This window comes from Pseudoxanthomonas sp. JC1303 (assembly GCF_058448525.1).
Genome location: NZ_CP185958.1, coordinates 2,670,342 through 2,689,084 on the forward strand (window position 1 = coordinate 2,670,342; position 18,743 = coordinate 2,689,084).

The 18,743-nt window shown below is 68.0% G+C and carries 19 protein-coding genes and 1 tRNA gene; 7 read left to right on the plus strand and 13 right to left on the minus strand.

The annotated features are described in order from the left end of the window. Positions 1 to 96: 96 nt before the first annotated feature. From ACORQU_RS11880 to ACORQU_RS11895, 4 genes are all read right to left on the minus strand, one after another. On the minus strand, positions 97 to 1,506 hold the full coding sequence (locus tag ACORQU_RS11880) for a M20/M25/M40 family metallo-hydrolase (RefSeq protein ID WP_491641376.1): 1,410 nt from the start codon (positions 1,504 to 1,506) through the stop codon (positions 97 to 99). 79 nt (positions 1,507 to 1,585) lie between these two features. Then, the gene (gene mscL, locus ACORQU_RS11885; protein WP_271647115.1) at positions 1,586 to 1,999 is read right to left on the minus strand and encodes a large-conductance mechanosensitive channel protein MscL; all 414 of its coding nucleotides are present in this window, start codon (positions 1,997 to 1,999) and stop codon (positions 1,586 to 1,588) included. Between the two features lie 66 nt (positions 2,000 to 2,065). Further along, positions 2,066 to 2,773: a fumarylacetoacetate hydrolase family protein gene (locus ACORQU_RS11890; RefSeq protein ID WP_491641377.1), complete on the minus strand. Its 708-nt coding sequence runs from the start codon at positions 2,771 to 2,773 to the stop codon at positions 2,066 to 2,068. A gap of 73 nt (positions 2,774 to 2,846) precedes the next feature. Next, on the minus strand, positions 2,847 to 3,125 hold the full coding sequence (locus tag ACORQU_RS11895) for a hypothetical protein (RefSeq protein ID WP_271647113.1): 279 nt from the start codon (positions 3,123 to 3,125) through the stop codon (positions 2,847 to 2,849). Positions 3,126 to 3,208: 83 nt separating this feature from the next. Here ACORQU_RS11895 and ACORQU_RS11900 point away from each other — a divergent pair, with 83 nt between their 5' ends. Continuing rightward, positions 3,209 to 3,535: a Rieske (2Fe-2S) protein gene (locus tag ACORQU_RS11900; RefSeq protein WP_491641379.1), complete on the plus strand. Its 327-nt coding sequence runs from the start codon at positions 3,209 to 3,211 to the stop codon at positions 3,533 to 3,535. Here the strand turns inward: ACORQU_RS11900 and ACORQU_RS11905 are convergent. From ACORQU_RS11905 to trmB, 3 genes are read right to left on the minus strand one after another with little or no spacing between them, the layout of a single operon-like run. Further along, the gene (locus ACORQU_RS11905; RefSeq protein ID WP_491641380.1) at positions 3,532 to 3,918 is read right to left on the minus strand and encodes an ACT domain-containing protein; all 387 of its coding nucleotides are present in this window, start codon (positions 3,916 to 3,918) and stop codon (positions 3,532 to 3,534) included. The two genes, ACORQU_RS11900 and ACORQU_RS11905, sit on opposite strands and share 4 nt — an antisense overlap. Before the next feature lie 34 nt (positions 3,919 to 3,952). Continuing rightward, positions 3,953 to 5,818 (minus strand): SLC13 family permease, encoded by a 1,866-nt coding sequence (locus ACORQU_RS11910; RefSeq protein ID WP_491641381.1) that lies wholly within the window; start codon positions 5,816 to 5,818, stop codon positions 3,953 to 3,955. 42 nt (positions 5,819 to 5,860) lie between these two features. Beyond that, positions 5,861 to 6,595 carry a tRNA (guanosine(46)-N7)-methyltransferase TrmB gene (trmB, locus tag ACORQU_RS11915; protein WP_491641382.1) on the minus strand — a complete coding sequence of 245 codons (735 nt, stop codon included), beginning with the start codon at positions 6,593 to 6,595 and terminating at the stop codon, positions 5,861 to 5,863. A 256-nt stretch (positions 6,596 to 6,851) separates the two neighbouring features. Between trmB and ACORQU_RS11920 the strand changes: the two genes are divergently transcribed. The 5 genes from ACORQU_RS11920 to ACORQU_RS11940 all read left to right on the plus strand — a co-directional run bounded on the left by ACORQU_RS11920 (position 6,852) and on the right by ACORQU_RS11940 (position 12,411). Next, positions 6,852 to 8,681 carry an autotransporter outer membrane beta-barrel domain-containing protein gene (locus tag ACORQU_RS11920; protein ID WP_491641383.1) on the plus strand — a complete coding sequence of 610 codons (1,830 nt, stop codon included), beginning with the start codon at positions 6,852 to 6,854 and terminating at the stop codon, positions 8,679 to 8,681. A gap of 131 nt (positions 8,682 to 8,812) precedes the next feature. Next, positions 8,813 to 8,886: transfer RNA gene (locus tag ACORQU_RS11925), tRNA-Gly, on the plus strand. A 130-nt stretch (positions 8,887 to 9,016) separates the two neighbouring features. Continuing rightward, the gene (gene rimK / locus ACORQU_RS11930; RefSeq protein ID WP_271647107.1) at positions 9,017 to 9,895 is read left to right on the plus strand and encodes a 30S ribosomal protein S6--L-glutamate ligase; all 879 of its coding nucleotides are present in this window, start codon (positions 9,017 to 9,019) and stop codon (positions 9,893 to 9,895) included. A gap of 466 nt (positions 9,896 to 10,361) precedes the next feature. Then, positions 10,362 to 11,039 carry a response regulator transcription factor gene (locus ACORQU_RS11935; protein WP_271647106.1) on the plus strand — a complete coding sequence of 226 codons (678 nt, stop codon included), beginning with the start codon at positions 10,362 to 10,364 and terminating at the stop codon, positions 11,037 to 11,039. Continuing rightward, positions 11,002 to 12,411 (plus strand): sensor histidine kinase, encoded by a 1,410-nt coding sequence (locus ACORQU_RS11940; protein WP_491641384.1) that lies wholly within the window; start codon positions 11,002 to 11,004, stop codon positions 12,409 to 12,411. Before ACORQU_RS11935 ends, ACORQU_RS11940 begins: the two co-directional genes overlap by 38 nt. On the opposite strand, the gene ACORQU_RS11945 is transcribed toward ACORQU_RS11940, so the two are convergent. Together ACORQU_RS11945 and metF are read right to left on the minus strand one after the other, a co-directional pair. After that, complete coding sequence (locus ACORQU_RS11945) at positions 12,401 to 13,006, minus strand: hypothetical protein (protein ID WP_491641385.1); 606 nt, start codon at positions 13,004 to 13,006, stop codon at positions 12,401 to 12,403. The two genes, ACORQU_RS11940 and ACORQU_RS11945, sit on opposite strands and share 11 nt — an antisense overlap. Before the next feature lie 58 nt (positions 13,007 to 13,064). After that, positions 13,065 to 13,895, minus strand: coding sequence for a methylenetetrahydrofolate reductase [NAD(P)H] (gene metF / locus ACORQU_RS11950; RefSeq protein WP_271647103.1), 831 nt, complete (start codon positions 13,893 to 13,895; stop codon positions 13,065 to 13,067). Positions 13,896 to 14,039: 144 nt separating this feature from the next. On the opposite strand from metF, the gene ACORQU_RS11955 reads away from it, so the two are divergent. Beyond that, complete coding sequence (locus ACORQU_RS11955; RefSeq protein ID WP_491641386.1) at positions 14,040 to 14,597, plus strand: DUF3228 family protein; 558 nt, start codon at positions 14,040 to 14,042, stop codon at positions 14,595 to 14,597. 17 nt (positions 14,598 to 14,614) lie between these two features. Here ACORQU_RS11955 and ACORQU_RS11960 read toward each other — a convergent pair whose 3' ends face one another. The 4 genes from ACORQU_RS11960 to ACORQU_RS11975 are packed head-to-tail and all read right to left on the minus strand — an operon-like array spanning position 14,615 to position 18,743. After that, positions 14,615 to 15,382 carry a VOC family protein gene (locus ACORQU_RS11960; protein ID WP_491641387.1) on the minus strand — a complete coding sequence of 256 codons (768 nt, stop codon included), beginning with the start codon at positions 15,380 to 15,382 and terminating at the stop codon, positions 14,615 to 14,617. Beyond that, on the minus strand, positions 15,379 to 15,843 hold the full coding sequence (locus ACORQU_RS11965; RefSeq protein ID WP_491641388.1) for a MarR family winged helix-turn-helix transcriptional regulator: 465 nt from the start codon (positions 15,841 to 15,843) through the stop codon (positions 15,379 to 15,381). The genes ACORQU_RS11960 and ACORQU_RS11965 overlap by 4 nt, the downstream gene beginning before the upstream one ends. A 35-nt stretch (positions 15,844 to 15,878) precedes the next feature. Beyond that, positions 15,879 to 17,747 (minus strand): NPCBM/NEW2 domain-containing protein, encoded by a 1,869-nt coding sequence (locus ACORQU_RS11970; RefSeq protein WP_491641389.1) that lies wholly within the window; start codon positions 17,745 to 17,747, stop codon positions 15,879 to 15,881. A 48-nt stretch (positions 17,748 to 17,795) separates the two neighbouring features. Further along, positions 17,796 to 18,743: an N-acetylglucosamine kinase gene (locus tag ACORQU_RS11975; RefSeq protein ID WP_491641390.1), complete on the minus strand. Its 948-nt coding sequence runs from the start codon at positions 18,741 to 18,743 to the stop codon at positions 17,796 to 17,798.

The following is an 18,743-nucleotide window of genomic DNA, read 5'->3' on the forward strand; positions in this document are numbered from 1 at the left end:
CACTCGACGTGGGTTTTAACGGAGAGCGGTACATCGGGAGGTGCGCTGTTGGCCTATTCCGGGTACCGCTGGCAAGTCGCCCGGGGGGGGGGCTCGTCAATCCGATGCTTTGGCCGTCTTGCTGGTGGTCGGCGCACTGCCGAAATCCCCCTTCGCCTCCGACGCCAGGTACAGGAACACCGCATAGGCTGCGACATTTTGCGCAAGGTCCTTCGGGTCGATCTTGTCCAGCGTGTCGTCGGCGTTGTGGTGCAAGTCGAAGTAGTCGGTCCCGTCATGGCCGAGCCATGCCCAGGTCATGCCGAGCTGGGCCATCGCGCCGATATCCGATTCCGGGTCGCCCTGGTCCGGAGTATAGGCCACGTCCAGCGGCTTGAGCGCAGCGGCGATCGCCTCGATCGCGCCTTTGGCAGATGCCGGTGCATTGCTGTTGAAGGCATAGATGTGGCCGGCGCCGAAGTCGCTCTCTGCAGCGATCACGTGTTGCTTGACCTCGTGCGCATGCGCTTTGGCATAAGCGCGGCCACCGTACAGACCCTGCTCTTCGTTGGCGAAGGCGACCACGCGCAGGGTGCGTGCCGGGTGCTGCTGGGCGACCAGGTGCGCGGCGGCCATGGCGATGCCGACGCCCGCGGCGTCATCGATGGAGCCGGTGCCCAGGTCCCAGGAATCCAGGTGACCGCCGGTCAGCACGATCTCCTTCGGCTTGCTGCGCCCGGTGATCTCACCGATGACGTTGTAGCTGGTGGCCTCGCCGTCCCAGCCACAGTCCAGCGCCAGGCGCACCTTGACCGGCCCCAGCGCCAGCAACCGCTCGAGCTGGTCGGCGTCGGGAATGGACATGGCGGCCGCCGGGATCGGCGTCAGGCCTTCCTCATAGCGGGTCATGCCGGTGTTGACCACCCGATGCGGCGTGGTCCCGGCCGAGCGCATCAAAAAGCCGATGGCCCCTTTCTTGACCGCCTCGGATGGGCCGCGGCCGCGGATGCCGCCGCCGTAGCGATAGTCGCCGCCGTCACGCTTCTTGTGCATCTGGAAATCGACGAAGGCGATCTTGCCGGTCAGCGACCCGGCCGGCGCGGCCTGCAGCGCGGCCAGGTCGGGGAAACGCACGATTTCGCCTTCGATGGTGCCGCCGGCGCTGCCGCCCAGCGCGGTAACCACCAGGGACTGGGCGTGCTCGCCGAGCACCTGCGCGTGTTCGCTGCGGCGCTCCCACCTTGGGAAGGTCACCGGCTCGGTCCAGACCTTGTCGAAGCCCAGCTCCTTGAACTTCGCCTGCGCCCACGCCACGGCGCGCGCATCGGCTTGACTGCCGGCCAGGCGCGGGCCGACCTCGGTGGTCAGCGATTCGGTGATCTTCCAGCCGGTGTCGTCGGCCAGCGCCTGCTGGCGCAGGGTGGCGGCGGTGGTGAGTGCAGCGTCGGGAATCGTGGTGGGACTTGCGGCCTGCAGCGGCATGGATACACACAGCAACAGGGCCGAGGCCAGGATCGAACGACGCATGCAGGCACGCTCCGGGATGAGGGAAGCCGCGAGCTTAACAGCCCGCGGCTCCCGGATTTCCGGCGGAGTGCGCGCGGGATTACTTCTTGAGCGCGTCGCGGATCTCGCGCAGCAGCAGCACGTCTTCCGGCGGCGCGGCCGGGGCGGCCGGCTTGGCTTCCTCCTTGTGCTTGAGGCGGTTGATCCCGCGCACCACCAGGAAGACCGCGAAGGCAATGATGAGGAACTGGATGACGATGTTGATGAAGGTGCCGTAGTTGATGGTCACCGCCGGGATCTCGGTGCCCGCCGCATCGACGCTGGCCTGGCGCAGGGTGACCACCAGCGAAGAGAAGTCCACGCCACCGATCAGCAGCCCGATCGGCGGCATGATCACGTCGTTCACCAGCGAGGTGACGATCTTGCCGAACGCACCGCCGATGACCACGCCCACGGCCAGGTCGATCACGTTGCCGCGCATGGCAAAGGTCTTGAATTCGCTCATCATGCCCATGGTGGGTTCCTTATATGGGGGAGGGGAAACGCCGCCAGCCTAGCGCAGGACGGCGTGCATGCCCGGTCAGGCCACGATGCCACCCTGCAACTCGACCACGCCCTCGAGCCGGGCGAGATAGCGGTCGCCGGTCTGCAGGGCCGCCACACCTGACGGCGTGCCCATGAACACCAGGTCGCCCGCCTTCAGGGCGTAGAGCTTGGACAGTTCGTGCAGGATCTCCGGCACGTTCCAGATCATGTCGGTCAGTGGCGCCTGCTGGCGCAGGGCGCCGTTGACTTCAAGCGAGAGCGTGCGCGCATCCAGGCCGTCCACCTCGGCGGCCGGGACCAGCTCGCTGATCGGCGCGGACTGGTCGAAACCCTTGGCCGTGTCCCACGGCAGTCCGGCCTTCTTTGCCGCGGCCTGCAGGTCGCGCCGGGTCAGGTCCAGGCCCACGCCATAGCCGAAGACCAGGCTGCTGGCGACCTCCTCGGGCAGCACGCCAGCCCGTGCGTCGCGCCCCAGCGCCACGACCAGTTCCACCTCGTGGTGCAGGTCCTGCGTGCTGCGCGGATAGCGCACATCGGCATCGCCGGTGACGATGGCATCGGCAGGCTTGGAGAAGAACGTCGGCGCGCCGCGCTCGGCCTTGGATGCCGGTGCGGTGGCGCCCATCTCGCGGGCGTGATCGGCGAAGTTGCGGCCCACGCAATAGATTCGGCGCACCGGGAAGGTGCCGCCGCCACGCACGGGGACACGCGCCTGCACGGGCGCGGGAATTACATCGGACATCGTCGCATTCCTAACGATCGGGGAATGCGCAAGTGTAAGCGCCATGCGTCAAGCCGGCGCCGAGGTCTAAGGTCTAGTGCGACAGCGGCAAGGCCTGCTTGCGGACGACTTCGTATTCGCCTTCCACCACGCGGCGCCCCTGGGAGGCTTGGCGTGGACGCGGGCGCAGCATCCGGTAGGCCATGCCGGCGGCCAGCATGCCGGCGCCGACGAACAGGCCGAAGAACACCAGCACGCAGAGCACGCCCAGGCCGATGAGGCCGACCACGAGGCGCAGCAGCGGGTGACGGGGCTTACGTGGCGCGAACGCGGCACGCAGGCGTTGGCTGTCGAATGAGAACGTACGGATCATCGGGCTCGTGACAGAATGCGGCGGGAACCGATGGGTCAGTATGGCGCCCTGAGCAGGAATCGTGTGAAACCTTTGTTAAGACCATGGCCTTGATTGCGTTTGACACCCTGATCGACGGTGAGCCCACCGAGGTCGAGGCCGTCATCGACGGCAGTGCCGAATCGCTGGTGGTGCTGCGCAGGGCAGACACGGTGCGCGCCTGGCTCAACGTCTGTCCGCACGCCGGGCGCCGCCTGGATTGGGCGCCGGGCAAGTTCCTGCGCAGCCGCGAGGGGCATCTGGTGTGCGCCGCGCATGGCGCCGCGTTCGAATTGCAGGACGGTCGCTGCGTGGCAGGTCCCTGCCGCGGACAGGCGCTGCGTGCGGTCGACGTCCAGGTGAGCGAAGGCCAGGTGGTCCTGTCCGCCTAGCGATGCTCGTCGAGGGTGTGGCCCGCGGCGCGCAGGGCCTGCAGGGCCTCGGGCAGCTGATGCTGCTTGACCATCACGTAGTCGGTATCGAAGGTGGAGACGGCGAAGATCCCCACGCCGGCCTGCGCCAGCGGATCGAGCACCTGGGCCAGGATGCCGGTCTGATCGAACGCGGACGGACCGCGCAGCATCAGCGTGCGCCAACCGCGCTCGCACTGCGCGTCCTCGGGCGCCTGGTCCTCCTGACAGACGATGGACACCTCTTCGTGAGTCCAGCTCACATGCGCCAGCGCACCGGGAATGAACCACGCCGGCAACGGTGAGCCAGCGGGCAGTCGGCACACCGCCGACCGTTCCTCAAGCAGATGCAAATTCAGCGCCATGGGACTCCTTGTGTAGTCGGGTCTGGTGACCGGCTCAGACCCGGGTGCTCCACCAGAACATCAGGTTGACCATGCCCACCACCACCGCCGTATAGATCAGCGACATCGGACCGCCCACGCGCCACATCTGCCGCGCGTTGTAGTTGGCCGGGCCGGTGATCATGGAAATGACCGGATTGGAGGCGGTCATCAGGTTGTTGGAGGCCGATAGGGCCGTGATCAGCGCGAAGGCGGTGGGATTGCCGCCGGCCGCCAGGGCCAGGTTGATCGCCATGGGCACCATCACGATGGTCGCGCCCACGTGGCTGATGACCAGTGAGAACGCCGTCGTCAGCAGCGCGATGGCGATCTCCAGCACCCAGATGGGCAGGCCGTCGGGCAACTGTTCGACTGTGTGTCCGGCAACCCAGGCCGCCGCGCCGCTGCTGTCCATCGCCCAGCCCAAGGGAATCAGCCCGGCCATCAGGAACACGGTCTTCCAGTTGATCGCCGCGTAGGCTTCGTCCATGCGCAGCACGCCGGCCAGGAGCATGCCGGCCACGCCGGTCATCAGAGTCAGGGCCACCGGCAGGCGCGAGGTCAGCGCGATCAGGATGGTGACGGCGAAGATCGTCATGGCGATCTTGAACTTGTGTGGGCGCTGTTCGCCCTTGGGGTAGTCGGTGACCACCACGAAGTCGCCGCCCTTGGCCGTGGCGGCCAGGTCCTGCCAGATGCTGTGCAGCACCAGCATGTCGCCGGCGCGCAGCGGCACCTTGCGCACATCCTCGCGCACGACCTTCTTGTCGCGGTAGATCGCCAGCAGGCTGATGCCGGACTTCTTGCGCAGCAGCAGTTGGGCTGCGCTCTTGCCGATGAAGCTGGAGGTCGGCGGGATCACCGCCTCGGAGATGCCGGCGCGGCTGGGATTGAACAGGTCGCCGAAGTGGCGCAATCGCGAGGACAGGCGCAGGAACTGGTTCTGGGCGAAGTCGGCCACGTCCTGGCGCTTGCCCATCACCCCCAGCACGCTGCCCACCCAGATCCGCATGTCCGCCGGCGGCGCCAGGCGGGTGTCGTTGCCGGTCTGCAGGGCGAGCATCAGCGGCGCCTCGTGCACGGTTTCGGCCTCGCCCAGGGTCATGCCCACCAGCGGGCTGTCGGCGGTGACGGTCAGCTCGAACACCTCGCCCTCGATCCCGTAGGTGTTGGCGAAGTAGCTCTCGGTCCGCGCCGGGGCGGCGCTGGAGGACGGCGTGGTCTCGCGCTGCAGCTTGCGTGCGCCGTAGAAATGGAAATACGCAAGCGAGGCCAACAGCAGAGCCAGGCCGATCGGCAGCGGCGCGAACATGCGCAACGGCTCCAGCGTGGCCATGCCCGAGGGCAGGTTGTTGTTGGCCGAGACCAGCAGGTCGTTGAGCAGGATCAGCGGCGAGTTGCCGACCATCGTCAACGCGCCGCCCATCACCACCGCCGAGCACACCGGCAGCAGGATGCGCTGCAGGTTGAGCGTGGTGCGCGAGGCCAGGCGCGCGGCCACCGGCAGGTACAGCGCCATCACCGATGGGTTCTGCATGAAGGAAGAGTTGAGCCCGGCGATGGCCGAGGTCAGCAGCAGCAGCCGCTTCTCCACCCCGTGCCCGCGCCGCAGCAGCCACGAGGCCAGGCGATTGAGCGCGCCGGTCCGGTCCAGGCCCGCACCCAGGATGGTGGTGGCAATGATGCTCATCACCGCGTTACCGGAAAACCCGCCGAAGATTTCCTCCGGCGCGACCAGCCCGGTCAGGCCGAGCACGACCAGCACGACCAGCGCCACCACGTCGGCGCGGATGCGCTCGAACAGGAACATGACCATCACGAAGCCGACCAGCCCGAGCACCAGGCGCATGTCGTTGGTCAGCGTCAGGCCGGCGTCATCCATTACCTGGCTCGGGCTCCCGGGCGTGGGCGTGCGGCGTCGGGATCAGCAGCGGTCATACAGCAGGTCCCAGACGCCGTGGCCGAGTTTCTGCCCGCGGGTCTCGAAGTGGGTCTGCGGGCGCCAGTCCGGGCGCGGCACGCTGCCGCGGGCGCCGGCGCGGTTGCGCAGGCCAGGGGTGGCATCCAGCACATCCCACATATGCTCGGCGTAGGCCTCCCAGTCGGTGGCCAGGTGCAGGCGCCCATCGGGGGCCAGGCGCGAGACCAGCAACCGGGCAAACTCGGGCTGGACCAGGCGGCGCTTGTTGTGGCGCTTCTTGTGCCAGGGATCGGGGAAGTAGATGCGGACCTCGTCCAGGCTGCCTTCGGCCACCTCGTTGGCCAGCACCTCGACCGCGTCATGGTGGTACAGGCGCACGTGGTCGGCGCCATCGGCTTCCAGCGCATTGAGCAGCCGGCCCACTCCCGGGGCGTGGACCTCCAGGCCCAGGTAATCACGCGACGGATCCTGCGCCGCGGCAAAGCGCAGCGCGTCCCCATTGCCGAATCCGATTTCCATCACCCGCCGCGCCTGGCGGCCGAAGACCGCGTCGTAGTCGCGCCGCTGGCCGGTGTAGTCCAGGCCAAATCGCGGCCAGGCCTGGTCGAAGGCGCGTTGCTGGGCCTCGGTGAAGCGTCCTTGGCGCAGCACGAAGCTGCGGACCGGGCGGTGGCCTTCGGTGGTGGTGAACGGCTTGGGCGGGGCCTTGGCGCCTGGACTGGAAAACGGGTCGGTCATGTCAGGGGCATGACCCGCGAGATCGGGTGGGGAGCAGAAGCACGCATGCCGGGATTATCGCCCAACTTGGCGGGATGGTTGCGTGGATGACGCGATTCCATGCCCGGATGTGCGTGCCGCTGGCGGGTCGGTCTGGTGGTATTGCCGCAGTGCAGCGTGAGTGGCTGATGGCAGAGGTGAAACCATATCGCCCCAATGCGCTGCCGTATGGAGCGCGTCATCTCCTGTCACTTCACGCAATCCCATGGAGTTCCATATGCGTAGCCCCCGTTCCCTGTCCACCCTGGCCGCGGCCGTCGTCGTCGCGCTGGCCGCCGGTGCCCCGCAGGCCAAGGCCGAGCAGGTCTATTCGCAGACCGTGTTCTTCGGCGACAGCCTGACCGATTCGGGGCACTTCCGCCCGGCCCTGATCCAGGTGGCGGGCCCGTCCGCGGCGATCGTGGGCCGCTTCACCACCAACCCGGGCCTGGTCTGGGGCGAATACGTGGCCGACTTCTATGGCACCGATGCCACCAGCGACAACCAGGGCGGCACCAACTACGCGGTGGGCGGTGCGCTGGTCGGCACGAACACCACCAGCGCGCTTGGCGCGATCCCCTCGCTCTCCAGCCAGGTCAGCAGCTACCTGAGCAGCACCGGCGGAGTGGCCGATCCCCATGCGCTCTACACGGTGTGGGGTGGCGCCAATGACCTGTTCGCGGTCGCCGCCGGCGCCCCGGCGCAGGCCACCATCGGCGCGGCGGTCACCACCCAGATTGGCCTGGTCGGCACTCTGCAGGCCGCCGGGGCCGAGTACGTCCTGGTCCCCACCATCCCGGACCTGGGCAAGACCCCGCAGTTCCTGGCCGGCGGCGCGGCGACCTCAGCGGCCGGCACCCAGCTGGCTGCCTCCTACAACACCGCACTGTTCAACGGGCTGGCCGCCAGTGGCCTGCGCGTGATCCCGCTGGACACCTTCACCCTGATCGACGAGATCACCGCCAACCCGGGCGCCTATGGCTTCACCAACGCGACCGGTACGGCGTGCGGGGCGATGTCCTCGCTGACCTGCAGCCCGCTCAACTATGCATCGCCGACGGCGGCGACCGATTACGTGTTCGCCGACGGCGTGCATCCGAGCACGGCGGCGCACGAGGTCCTGGGTCAGTACGCCCTCTCGGTGCTGGAAGGTCCGCGCCAGGTCGCGGTACTGCCGCATGCGGCGTCGGTGGTGGGCTACTCGCGCGCCGAGCGCGTCGCCGCGCATGCCGAAGGTGTCGAGGACGCCCACGGCCTGCGCTGGTGGGGCGACCTGCGCGGCGACCTGCAGCGCGAGGAGGACGGCGACCTGTACAAGGGCACGACGCCGGCCGGCCTGTTCGGCATCGACTGGGCACAGGGTGCGTGGACGCTGGGCGGCTTTGCCGGCTTCGGCAAGGGCACCCAGGACTTCGGTCACTCCTCGGGCGAGTTCAAGCAACAGGACACGACCGTGGGTGCCTTCGCCCAGTGGGCCGACCGCGGTGGCTGGGTCAATGCCCAGGTCAGCTACAGCTGGCTGAGCTTCGATGTCACCCGCGAGATCGAGCTGGGCACGGCCGTGCGCAAGCAGTCCGGCTCGCCCGACGGCAGCAACCTGACCGCGGCGGTGAGCGGCGGCTTCGATTTCAACCACGGTGGCAGCTGGCGGACCGGTCCGGTGCTTTCGCTGGTGTCGCAGACGATCAAGGTGGATGGCTATGACGAGAACAATTTCTCGGCCACGGCGCTTTCCTATGGCGACCAGGAGTTCGATTCGCTGATCGGCAGCGCCGGCTGGCGGGCGAGCTTCGATATCTCACCGACGGTGTCCCCGTACATCCAGGTGGCCTACAACCACGAGTTCGAGGAAAGCGCCTCGCAGGCTTACGCCTCGTTGCAGACGCTGCCAGGCTCGATGCCCTACGCGGTGCCTGGCGTGGAATTCGACCGCGACTACGGAACCGTGATGGTCGGCGCGCGGGCGCGTCTGGGTGGACTGGCGGCCGATATCGGTGCGCGCAGCAGCTTCGGCCAGAGTTCGGCCAACGATGCGGGCCTGTTCCTCAGCCTGGGCGGCAGCTTCTGAGCGCGCTCATGGCCTGGCAATGAAGCAGTCGACGCCCGGGTCCGCCCGGGCGTCGACCTTTCCGGGGCCACCAAATACGTCGGCGCGGATTGCGCGGCATGCGGCTGCCGGCATAGACTTCCGACCACGACGCGGGTGTAGCTCAATGGTAGAGCTGTAGCTTCCCAAGCTACTGACGAGGGTTCGATTCCCTTCACCCGCTCCAAGTCCGTCCCTGCCGTGTGTCTGCCGGCGATTCTGGTTTGCAGTCCTCGTGGTCTTTCAGGCTGGTCGGCGCCTTGGCTGCGGTGGGCGCATGTCATGCTATGCGCCGTTTTCCCAGCCCCGCAAGCCGCATGAAACTGGCGATTCTTTCCCGCAACACGCGGCTGTACTCGACCAAGCGGCTGGTGGAGGCGGCGCGGCAGCGCGGACATACGGTGCGCGTGCTGGATCCGCTGCGCTGCTACATGCGCATCGATCGCGGTCGCTTCGACCTGCGCTATGGCGGACGGACGCTGTCCGGATTCGACGCGGTGCTGCCGCGCATCGGCGCCTCGGTGACGCGCTATGGAACGGCGGTGCTGCGCCAGTTCGAGCTGATGGGCTGCCACACCCCCAATCCTTCCGACGCCATCCTGCGGGCGCGCGACAAGCTGCGCGCGCATCAGCTCCTGGCCGCGGCCGGGATCGATCTGCCCGGAACGGTCTTCGGGGACAACCCTGACGACACAGCCGACCTGCTGGCTCTGCTGGGGCCGCCCCCGCACGTGATCAAGCTCAACGAGGGTGCCCAGGGCGCAGGGGTGATGCTGACCGAAAAGCTCTCCGCCTCGCGCTCGGTGGTCGAAGCCCTGCGCGGCCTCTATGCGAATTTCGTGGTGCAGGAGTTCATCGGAGAGGCCAAGGGCGCCGACCTGCGCTGCTTTGTGGTCGGCGATCGTGTCGTGGCCGCCATGCGACGGCAGGCGCCGGAGGGGGATTTCCGCTCCAACCTGCATCGTGGGGGCGAGGCCGCGCCGGCGACGGCCTCGCAGGAAGAGATCGAGGTGGCGGTGCGAGCCGCCGCGACCCTGGGGCTGGGCGTGGCTGGCGTGGACCTGATCCGTTCCGCGCGCGGCCCACTCGTGCTCGAGGTCAACTCGACCCCAGGACTGGAAGGCATCGAGCAGGTGTCCGGCGTCGATGTGGCCGGGACCGTGGTGGACTGGGTGGCGCTTCGGCACGCCGGGTAGGCGAGCGGCCCTTCAGCCCATCTGTGCCAGAATCCGAAAAATCGCGTCGGGCCGGACGCGAATGGATGCGACAGCCCGCAGGGCTGTTCCGGCCTTTCCCTGGAAAACCTTGAGGAAGTGTGCTCATGAATACGTTATCGCTCGCGTGCGCAGTCTTTCCCGGCGCCTTGGCCATTCCGCTCAAGGCCTCAGTGATCGAGGCACTGTCATCGTCGGCGCGCTGACTCCAGATGAGCGCACTGCGGCATTCCCCGATCAGCGCCGATCAACATGGTGCCGGCCCAAGTGCGGGTGGTCAGCCAGCGGATCTGCAAGCGCGAACGGAGGGTGGGTTCACATCGCAGGACCGCGCAATGCGGGGCGGTCGCACAACGTGAACGCGCCCGCGAGCAGACTTCGGACGCCGTCCAGCGCAATCAGGGCGCGTCCCTCCCCCGAGAACAGAATCCCCTTTAAGAAGACACCTATGCGCATTCTCGTCATCGAAGACAACAGCGACATCGCCGCCAACCTGGGCGACTATCTCGAAGACCGCGGCCACACCGTGGACTTCGCCGCCGACGGCGTGACCGGCCTGCATCTGGCCGTGGTCCACGACTTCGACGCCATCGTGCTGGACCTCAACCTGCCGGGCATGGACGGCCTGGAAGTCTGCCGCAAGCTGCGCAACGAGGCGCGCAAGCAGACCCCGGTGCTGATGCTCACCGCGCGTGACAGCCTGGACAACAAGCTGGCCGGGTTCGACTCGGGCGCCGACGATTACCTGATCAAGCCGTTTGCCCTGCAGGAAGTGGAAGTGCGCCTCAACGCACTCTCGCGCCGCGGCAAGGGCGTGCAGACGCGCGTGCTGGATGTCGGCGACCTGGAATACAACCTGGACACGCTGGAAGTCCGCCGGGAGGGCAAGCTGCTCCAGCTCAACCCGACCGCGTTGAAGATCCTGCAATCGCTGATGGAAGCCTCCCCGGCCGTGGTGACCCGCCAGGAGCTGGAAACCCGCGTGTGGGGCGAGGAGCTGCCCGATTCCGATTCCCTGCGCGTGCACATCCATGGCCTGCGCGCCGTGGTGGACAAGCCGTTCGAAACGCCCCTGATCCAGACCCGCCATGGCATCGGATACCGCATCGCCGCACCCGAAGCCTGAGCCCGGCCCGGTGCCTGCGCGGCCCGGTGCCGCGCGGGCACGCAAGTTCCGCCGGCGCCTGCGCACCCGCATCGTCTGGTCGTTCGCATTGTTGGGCTTCTGCCTGACGGTGCTGTTCGCGTACGCCTCGATCCTGGCCCGCGAGCGCGTGGAGAACCAGTTGGTCGAGGACGTGATGAACCGCAACCTGGAGGAATCCTGGCGGAGGTTCGTCGTCAGCGGGGGGACCAACACCGCCGCACCCGTACAACAGATGAAGGGGTATCTGTACCCGCCGGACAAGCTCGAGCGCCTGCGCGAGGAGAAGCCGGAGTGGTATCGGCTCAAGGACGGCATCCACACCATGTCCGGCACCGATGAGAACGGTGACCCGTTTTCTTTCCGGATCGGCGTGCGCAAGACGCCCAACGCCTGGTTCTACCTGACCTACGACATGGGGCAGGTCGCGCTGGGCGAGGTGCAATTCAAGCGCACGCTCTGGGCGACCGTGGCGGTGTTCACGCTGCTGTCGCTGCTGGTTGGCTGGTGGTCGGCCTCGCGGGTGATGAGCCCGGTGTCCGAGTTGGCCAATCGCTTGCGCGCCTACCGCGGCAGCAGCAATCCGACCCAGCTGGGGCCGCTGTTCCCCGAGGACGAGGTGGGTGAGCTGGCGCGCGCGCTGGACGACTATTCCACGCGTTTGACCGAAGTCGTGCAGCGCGACCGGGAGTTCAACGCCGATGTCAGCCACGAGTTGCGCACGCCGCTGGCCGTCATCCGTGGGGCGACCGAGCTTCTTCTGAGCCGGTCGGGCCTGGAGCCCAAAGTCGAGCAGCGTCTGCTGCGCATCCAGCGTGCCGAGCAGGCCTGCTCGGATCTGATCGGCTCGCTGCTGCTGCTTTCACGCAACGAGCGCGGGCACGGCGCCAGCAACGTCGCCAAGGTCGCCGATCAACTGCTGGATTCGCATCGCGCGCAGATCGGCGGCAAGCCGCTGGAATTGATGCTGGAAGGCGAGCAGACCCTGGTGGTCGATGCGCCGGAGGCCGCCCTGTCGGTGGCGCTGGGCAACCTCATCGGCAACGCGGTCAAGTACACGCAGGAAGGCGTCGTGTTGGTCCGCGTGCTCGAGGACCGGGTGGAGGTGATCGATTCCGGCCCCGGCCTGAGCGAGGAGGACGCGGCCAAACTGTTCGATCGCGGTTACCGCGGCACCCATGCCGGGCATTCGCAGGGCGGCGGTATCGGTCTGTCCATCGTCAGCCGCCTGTGCGACCTGTACGGCTGGCAGGTCTATGTGCGTCCGGGCGCCGAGCGTGGCGTGGTGGCGACCCTGCGCTTCACTCCCGCCGAGGATCGGGCGCCCGCCGCCCTGCCGTCACCTAAAGCGTGATCCAGAAGCAGTCGTCGCGCCGGCGCAGGCCCAGCACGGTGCTGCTCGGGGTGCCGTTGGACAGCGTCTGCTGCAGCCGTAAGCCCACCGGCCGCTGCTTCTGGACGGGCGCAGCCTGGGGGTAATAGCCGTCGGCGTTGTCGTCGACCACGCTGCCATCGGCGGCGGTCAACGGCGCCGGTGGCGGAAAGATGGGGGCGATGTCCACCAGCGGGCGGCGCACGATGCCTTCCATGCGATCCAGCAAGCGGTTGGCGGTGGCGTCGGAAACCCCGTTCCAGGGGTAGAGCGAGGCCAGGCGGTTCGCATCGCCGTCGGCAATGGCCACGCTGATCTGCTGGACCAGGTCGCTCAACCGGCGCGGACAGCCCAGGTTGGCCGGCGCAGGACGCCCTGCCGCATCCACGCGTGGCCGGATGACGCGACTGGTCGCGCCCAGATCCTCGCAGCGTCGGTCGGTGAAGACCGTGGTGCCTGAGGCGCTGGTGCAGCGGTGGATCGCCTGCTGCGCCCGCGCCTGCGGCGCGCGGCACAGCAGCAGGCCGCCGCACAGGGCGACAAGCAACGGGGCCGTGAGGAATCGGGCAGCGGACATGGCGGAGCGCAGCCTAACCCGGGTGGCGTGAGCGCGGGCTGGCCGCGCCCTGGGTCGATCAGCCGCGGCCCAGGCGCTGCAGCACCGACTGGCTGGGCTTGGCCAGATTCAGCGTATAGAAGTGCAGGGCGGGCGCCCCACCATCGATCAGGCGCTGGCACAGCTGGGCGACCACATCGGCCCCGAAGTCCCTGATCGAGGCCGCATCGTCGCCGTAGGCCGCCATGCGCTTGCCGATCCAGCGCGGGATTTCCGCACCGCACTGCTCGGAAAAGCGGCGCAGCTGGCTGAAATTGGAGATCGGCATGATCCCCGGAATGATCGGGATCTCCACCCCCAGCTTGCGCACGCCCTCGACGAAGCCGAAGTAGGCATCGGCGTTGTAGAAGTACTGGGTGATGGCCGCATCGGCGCCGGCGTCGACCTTGGCCTTGAAGTGGCGCAGGTCGGACAGCGCATCGCTGGCCTGCGGGTGGGTTTCGGGATAGGCGCCTACTTCCAGGTGGAAGGCATCGCCGTGTTCGGCGCGGATGAAGGCGATCAGGTCGGCCGCATAGCGCAGGTCGCCCGGATGCCCCATACCCGAGGGCAGGTCGCCGCGCAGGGCCACGATGCGCTTGCAGCCGATGGCGCGATAGAGCTTGAGCAGTTCGCGGATTTCCTCGCGGTTGCCGCCTACGCACGACAGGTGCGGCGCGGCATCGAAGCGATGGTGCTGCTTGAGGTGTCGCACCGTCTCGGCCGTGTAGCTCAGGGTCGAGCCGCCAGCGCCGAAGGTGCACGACACGTAGTCCGGCGCGTAGCGCTTGAGCTTGTCGGCGGTGCGATCCAGCTGCGCACGCTGGTCATCGGTCTTGGGCGGGTAGAACTCGAAACTGACGGGGATCATCGCAAGCGGCTGGGCGGGATGGATGAGCGATCATATCGCTTCATCGCGATGAATGCATGGACCGTACCGGGCGTTCGGAGGCGGGGCTGACGGCGCACCGGGCGCTGGCTACCCTGACGCGCCCCTTTCGCACGGATTGTCTCGATGTCCATCGTCCTGACCGATTTCGCCCGCACCCGCCTGTTTCCACGTACGCCGCGGGGCAACACCATCCAGGACTGCACCGCCGAGGCGTTCGAGCGCTACCTCAACGACCATGCGCCGCAGGTGGTGCTGGATGGTTACGCGCCGTTCTGCAAGTTGCACGTCCACGCCAACTGGACGTCCACCCGCTGCCTGACCGTGCCGATCACCGCCGACAACCGCCACCTGTTGCGCTCGGCCTACGAGGCGCGCAACAGCCGCGAGCTGCCGGTGCTGGTGCGCTGGTTCGAGGGCGTCCAAGCGCCACGCGCCGACTACCTGTTGCCCATCCTCTACAGCCGCGCGCAATTGGAGAAGGAAGGCACGCCGATCGACGCGGACTGGGGCGTGGTCGGCTGCCTGTACACGGCCGAGCCGGCCGAGATCCCGATGGCCCCGATCACCATGCTGCGCAACGCGTTGGGCGTGGAGGAAGGCGGCTCCGGCGTGCCGCTGGACCGGGAGGCCTATCGGCGCGCGGTGGCGTTCTGGGACAGCAACGCCAACTGGCGGCCCTGAGCCGCCGACGCGTCACCTCAGCGCGCCGGCAGCGTCTGGCCGAAGTAGAGCGTGTGGCCTTGATCGTCTTCGATGACGAATTCGCAGGTTCCCCAGTCGGTTTCATGGACCGGAACGCGCAGCGCGACGCCGCGTGCCTGCAGCCGTTCGGCCAGACCCGACGCATCGGCAGTGGGAAAGTACAGATGAAAGTGGGTCCCGGCGCGGACCTGGGCGATCGAAGGGTCCGGCGCATCGACGCGTTTGAGGTGGAACAGCTGGCCGCCGGCCTCGATGCCGGCGTAGAAGTCGCCATGCCGAAAGCGCAGCGCCATGCCCAGCGTGTGGGTGTAGAAGGCGATGGAGCCCTCCAGGTCGGTGGTGCGTAGCTGTGCGATGGCACCGACGGTCGTCGGCGCATCCACAACCGACTGTGCCTGTGGGGCGGTGGGCAGGTTGTGGCCGATGCGCCAAAGCACGCCGCTGGGGTCGGTCAGGACGAAGTCACGGATACGCCAGGGCCGATCTTGCGGCGGCTCTGCGCGCACACCGTAGGCGTCGGCCACTCGCCGCGCGCGCTCCCACCACGCGTCCGCGTCGGCGACCAGCAGGTGCATCATGAAGTTCGCGGCATGGCCCTGCGCGTGGAAGCGCTGCAGCAGGAAGCTGCAGTTCCCTGCATGCAGATAGGCCAGGTCTTCATCGGAGAAGGCCAGGGTGAACCCCAGATCCTCGTAGAAGCGCTTGCTCAGCGCGAAGTCCCGCGCGGGGACGAAGGCCTTGATCTCGACGGTGTCCAGCGTCATCGGGTGGCGTCCTGTGGTGCCATGTCCAGTTCGATCAGCGCGCCCAGTGAACGCCGCAGCGCGGCCAGATCCTGCGCGCCCACGCGCGCCAGGAGCGCGGCGTCGATCCGCGCCCGCGCGGCGCCCTGGACCTGCGCGGCCGCATGGCCCCGGGCCGTGAGGGAGACGGTGAGGCGGCGACGGTCGACCGGATCCGGGCTGCGTTCCAGGTAGCCTGCGGCCACCAGCGCATCGACCAGCTGCCCGGCGGCCTGCTTGGAGACGCGCAGGCCCTGGATCAGGCGGGCCAGCGGCGCGCGGCCTGTCTCCAGGGCAAGGCCGCCGATCAGATAGAGCCCGTTCTTGGGAATGTCGTGATGGCCTGAATCGACCAGCGCCGCGCGCATGGCGGAAGCATAGGTCTGCCGGGCGTGCCGCAGCAGCGCGGGGAGGCTGACGTCGTCATACCAGGGGGCGTTCACGCGGCACCACCAAGTCAAATAACTTGATAGTCAACTTATTTGACTTTTATACGCTTGTCCAATTGCCGCAGGCGGGCGTCCGCCCAGGCCACGACGGGGGGCAGGGACCCGGCAGGCGCGTTCTGGCTTGCGGCAACCAGTTCCAGTACGGACACGCCGGTGGTGTCGATGTCCAGATCCGCGGACTTTCCGGCGGTCAGCGGCGCGGTGGCATGGAGCAGCTTCCCATCTCCGTAAATCCGGAAGACCACGCTTGCGTCGGTCTGCCCCGCGTTGTCCTGCAGCCCGACCGTGGCGGCGAAGCGGGCGAACTCGCCGCGGGTGGCCACCTCCAGGCGTGAGTCCGCATGGGTGCCGATCCCGTAGGCATACTTCTCGCCGGCCACCTGCAGCGGCAGGCCTTCCGGTGTGGCATCGGCGCGCGGCGTCCCGGAGGCCTGGTCCAGCGCCGTGCTGTAGCTGGGCAGACAGTCGGCGGCGACGTGGATGCGTCCGGTCATCTCGCTCAGCAGGGTGCCATGCAGCTCGACCGGCGTGCCCCTGACCTTGAGCAGCATGGCCTGGTGTGGGGCCAGTGCGAAGCGCAGCGTTCCCCGTGTCTGTGGCAGGGCCGCATGTCGCCACAGGTCGCGCATCTGAAAGCCGGCGTCATCGGCCAGCTTCATCTGCGCCGGGGTCACCTGGGCGGTCGCGGGTGCATCGCCGCGATTGAACAGCAGGACCGCACGCTCACCGCGTGTGGCCAGCGGCTTGACCAAGACCTGCACTGGACGTCCATCGGCGACCAGCACCGCCTGGTTGCCGGCCGGGTCCTGGTCGATGGCGATGACCTCGGGATTTGTCAGCAGATCGATCAGCGGCTGCGGGGCTTCGCGCAGGTCGAAGCCCAGCAGCAGCGGCGCCGACAGCATCGCCCACAGCGAGAAATGGGCTTGGGCCTGCGTCAGGTGCTGCACGTCGAACTCGCCCAATCCGATCGCCAGCATGTCAGGGTCGTTCCAGCGTCCAGGTCCGGCGTACAGTTCGCGGCGTGAGGCCGAATCGAAGTTGTGCAGCATGCTGGCCCAGGTCGGTTCGATGTCCGGGCTGGTGCGCCACAGGTTGCCGTGCTCGCCACCCCAGTCGCGCACGCCGGCTTCGCCCCAGGGGCAGATCGACAGCACGAAGTCACCGTCCGGATTGAGGTCGGCCAGCAGTCGACCGACACGGGCGTAGCGCGTTTCCACAGCGTCGGCATCGGTGCGTTGCGCGTCGCCGCGCACGATCAGTGGCCGCAGCACGCGATGCCCGCTTTGCTTCACCGGCTCGCTGTCGGTGCCGAAATCCGCCAGGCCGCAGGCGTCGACCTTGAGGTAATCGAAACCCCAGTCCTGGAACATCGTCTTCAGATCCGAGGCCTCGAAACCCTGTAGCCCGATCTCGCGCTCGGCCACGCTGCCGACCGGCAGGTTGGGGCTATGTCGATCGAACGCTTGCGAGCAAGCGTTGCGGCCGGCATCGGTATACAGCCCGGCCTTGAAGCCACGCGCGTGCAGCATGTCGGTCCAGGCCCGGAAGCTGGTGCCGCCGTCGGCCTGCCTGGCGATGGGGAACATGCTCGTGCGGATCTCGATGCGTCCTTGCGCATCGCGTCGCAGCCACCAGCCGTCGTCGATGTTGACGTAGCGGTAGCCGGCATCCTGCAGGCCACGCTGCTGCAGGGCGTCGACCACGGACGCGATCCGTGCCTGGTCGACCTCGGTGCGGAATGCGTTCCAGGGGTTGAACCCCATCGGCGGCGTGGCGGCCGCGCCGTGGCCGTAGACGCTGAATCGTCCGCTTGGCTGCAGCGCATCGCTGTATTGGCCCGCCGCCGCGGGCAGGGCGGACAGCGACAGCAGGGTGGTCAGCAGCATGCGTTTCATCGCTTCATTCCTTTTGCGTCGGACGACACGTGCGTGGCGGCGGGCGGCTCAGCGTGGCGCCGCCCCGGCCAGCCGCAGCGCGTAGAGCGCGGCCCCGTAATGCGGAGAGTGGATCGGCGTACGCAGCACGAAGTCCGTACTGCACCTGGCCAGGGCCGCCTGGAACGGCTGCATCAGCAGCGCGCCGGCGCTGAAGGCCCCACCGGAATACGAGAGTGGCACCGGTTCGCCCGGTCCGAATCCGAGCAGATCGCGGAGTGCCTGGGCGATCTGCGCCAGCTCTTCGCCGGCGCGCTGGAAAATCGCGATCGCCACCGCGTCGCCTTCGCTGGCGGCCTGGGCCACCTGCACCGACAGGCGGGCAATGTCGCCGCGCGTGCCGACGTCCTCCCCGTAGACATGCGCGCAAATGTCCAGGTCCTCGTCCAGGTCGAAGTGGGCACGCAGGATCGCGTGCAGGGGCCCACGCGGCAGGCGGCCATCGCTCATGCGCGAGAAGGCGTTGAGCCCCTGTACGGCGATCCAGTAGGCCGAGCCCTCGTCGCCGAACGCCTCGCCCCAGCCGCCGGCGCGGGCCGCGGCCTCACCGCGTCGTCCGTAGCCCATCGAGCCGGTGCCGGCGATGATGTTGATGCCATCTGCGCAGGCCAGCGAACCGGCCCAGCCGCACACCATGTCGTTGTCGCAGGCATAGCGGTCATGGCCCAGCACCTGGCCGGGAATGGCCTGCAGCGTCGCGGTGGCGCGGCTGTCCTCGCCATAGGCCGGAAGGCCGAAGAACGCCTGCGCGATGTCACTGCGGCTGCGATTCAGTTGCCCCAACACCGTGGCGATGCCTTCGCCCAGAATGCGGCGGACCCCGTCCAGCCCGACCTGGGGATGGTAAGCGGTGCCCAGCTGGGTCTCGGCCAGCAGCGTGCCGGCGGCATCGATCAGCGCGAAGCGCGTTTTGGTACCGCCCCCGTCGACGCCCAGGTAGAGCGCGTGTGCAGCCAT

Coding starts and splice junctions, on each gene's coding strand:
- ACORQU_RS11890 (WP_491641377.1), bottom strand. CDS start 2,773: ATGTCCGATGTAATTCCCGCGCCCGTGCAGGCGCGTGTCCCCGTGCGT.
- ACORQU_RS11895 (WP_271647113.1), bottom strand. CDS start 3,125: ATGATCCGTACGTTCTCATTCGACAGCCAACGCCTGCGTGCCGCGTTC.
- ACORQU_RS11940 (WP_491641384.1), top strand. CDS start 11,002: ATGGCATCGGATACCGCATCGCCGCACCCGAAGCCTGAGCCCGGCCCG.
- ACORQU_RS11960 (WP_491641387.1), bottom strand. CDS start 15,382: ATGACGCTGGACACCGTCGAGATCAAGGCCTTCGTCCCCGCGCGGGAC.
- trmB (WP_491641382.1), bottom strand. CDS start 6,595: ATGACCGACCCGTTTTCCAGTCCAGGCGCCAAGGCCCCGCCCAAGCCG.
- ACORQU_RS11975 (WP_491641390.1), bottom strand. CDS start 18,743: ATGGCTGCACACGCGCTCTACCTGGGCGTCGACGGGGGCGGTACCAAA.
- ACORQU_RS11955 (WP_491641386.1), top strand. CDS start 14,040: ATGTCCATCGTCCTGACCGATTTCGCCCGCACCCGCCTGTTTCCACGT.
- mscL (WP_271647115.1), bottom strand. CDS start 1,999: ATGGGCATGATGAGCGAATTCAAGACCTTTGCCATGCGCGGCAACGTG.
- ACORQU_RS11970 (WP_491641389.1), bottom strand. CDS start 17,747: ATGAAACGCATGCTGCTGACCACCCTGCTGTCGCTGTCCGCCCTGCCC.
- ACORQU_RS11910 (WP_491641381.1), bottom strand. CDS start 5,818: ATGGATGACGCCGGCCTGACGCTGACCAACGACATGCGCCTGGTGCTC.
- ACORQU_RS11935 (WP_271647106.1), top strand. CDS start 10,362: ATGCGCATTCTCGTCATCGAAGACAACAGCGACATCGCCGCCAACCTG.
- metF (WP_271647103.1), bottom strand. CDS start 13,895: ATGATCCCCGTCAGTTTCGAGTTCTACCCGCCCAAGACCGATGACCAG.
- ACORQU_RS11905 (WP_491641380.1), bottom strand. CDS start 3,918: ATGGCGCTGAATTTGCATCTGCTTGAGGAACGGTCGGCGGTGTGCCGA.
- rimK (WP_271647107.1), top strand. CDS start 9,017: ATGAAACTGGCGATTCTTTCCCGCAACACGCGGCTGTACTCGACCAAG.
- ACORQU_RS11900 (WP_491641379.1), top strand. CDS start 3,209: ATGGCCTTGATTGCGTTTGACACCCTGATCGACGGTGAGCCCACCGAG.
- ACORQU_RS11945 (WP_491641385.1), bottom strand. CDS start 13,006: ATGTCCGCTGCCCGATTCCTCACGGCCCCGTTGCTTGTCGCCCTGTGC.
- ACORQU_RS11920 (WP_491641383.1), top strand. CDS start 6,852: ATGCGTAGCCCCCGTTCCCTGTCCACCCTGGCCGCGGCCGTCGTCGTC.
- ACORQU_RS11880 (WP_491641376.1), bottom strand. CDS start 1,506: ATGCGTCGTTCGATCCTGGCCTCGGCCCTGTTGCTGTGTGTATCCATG.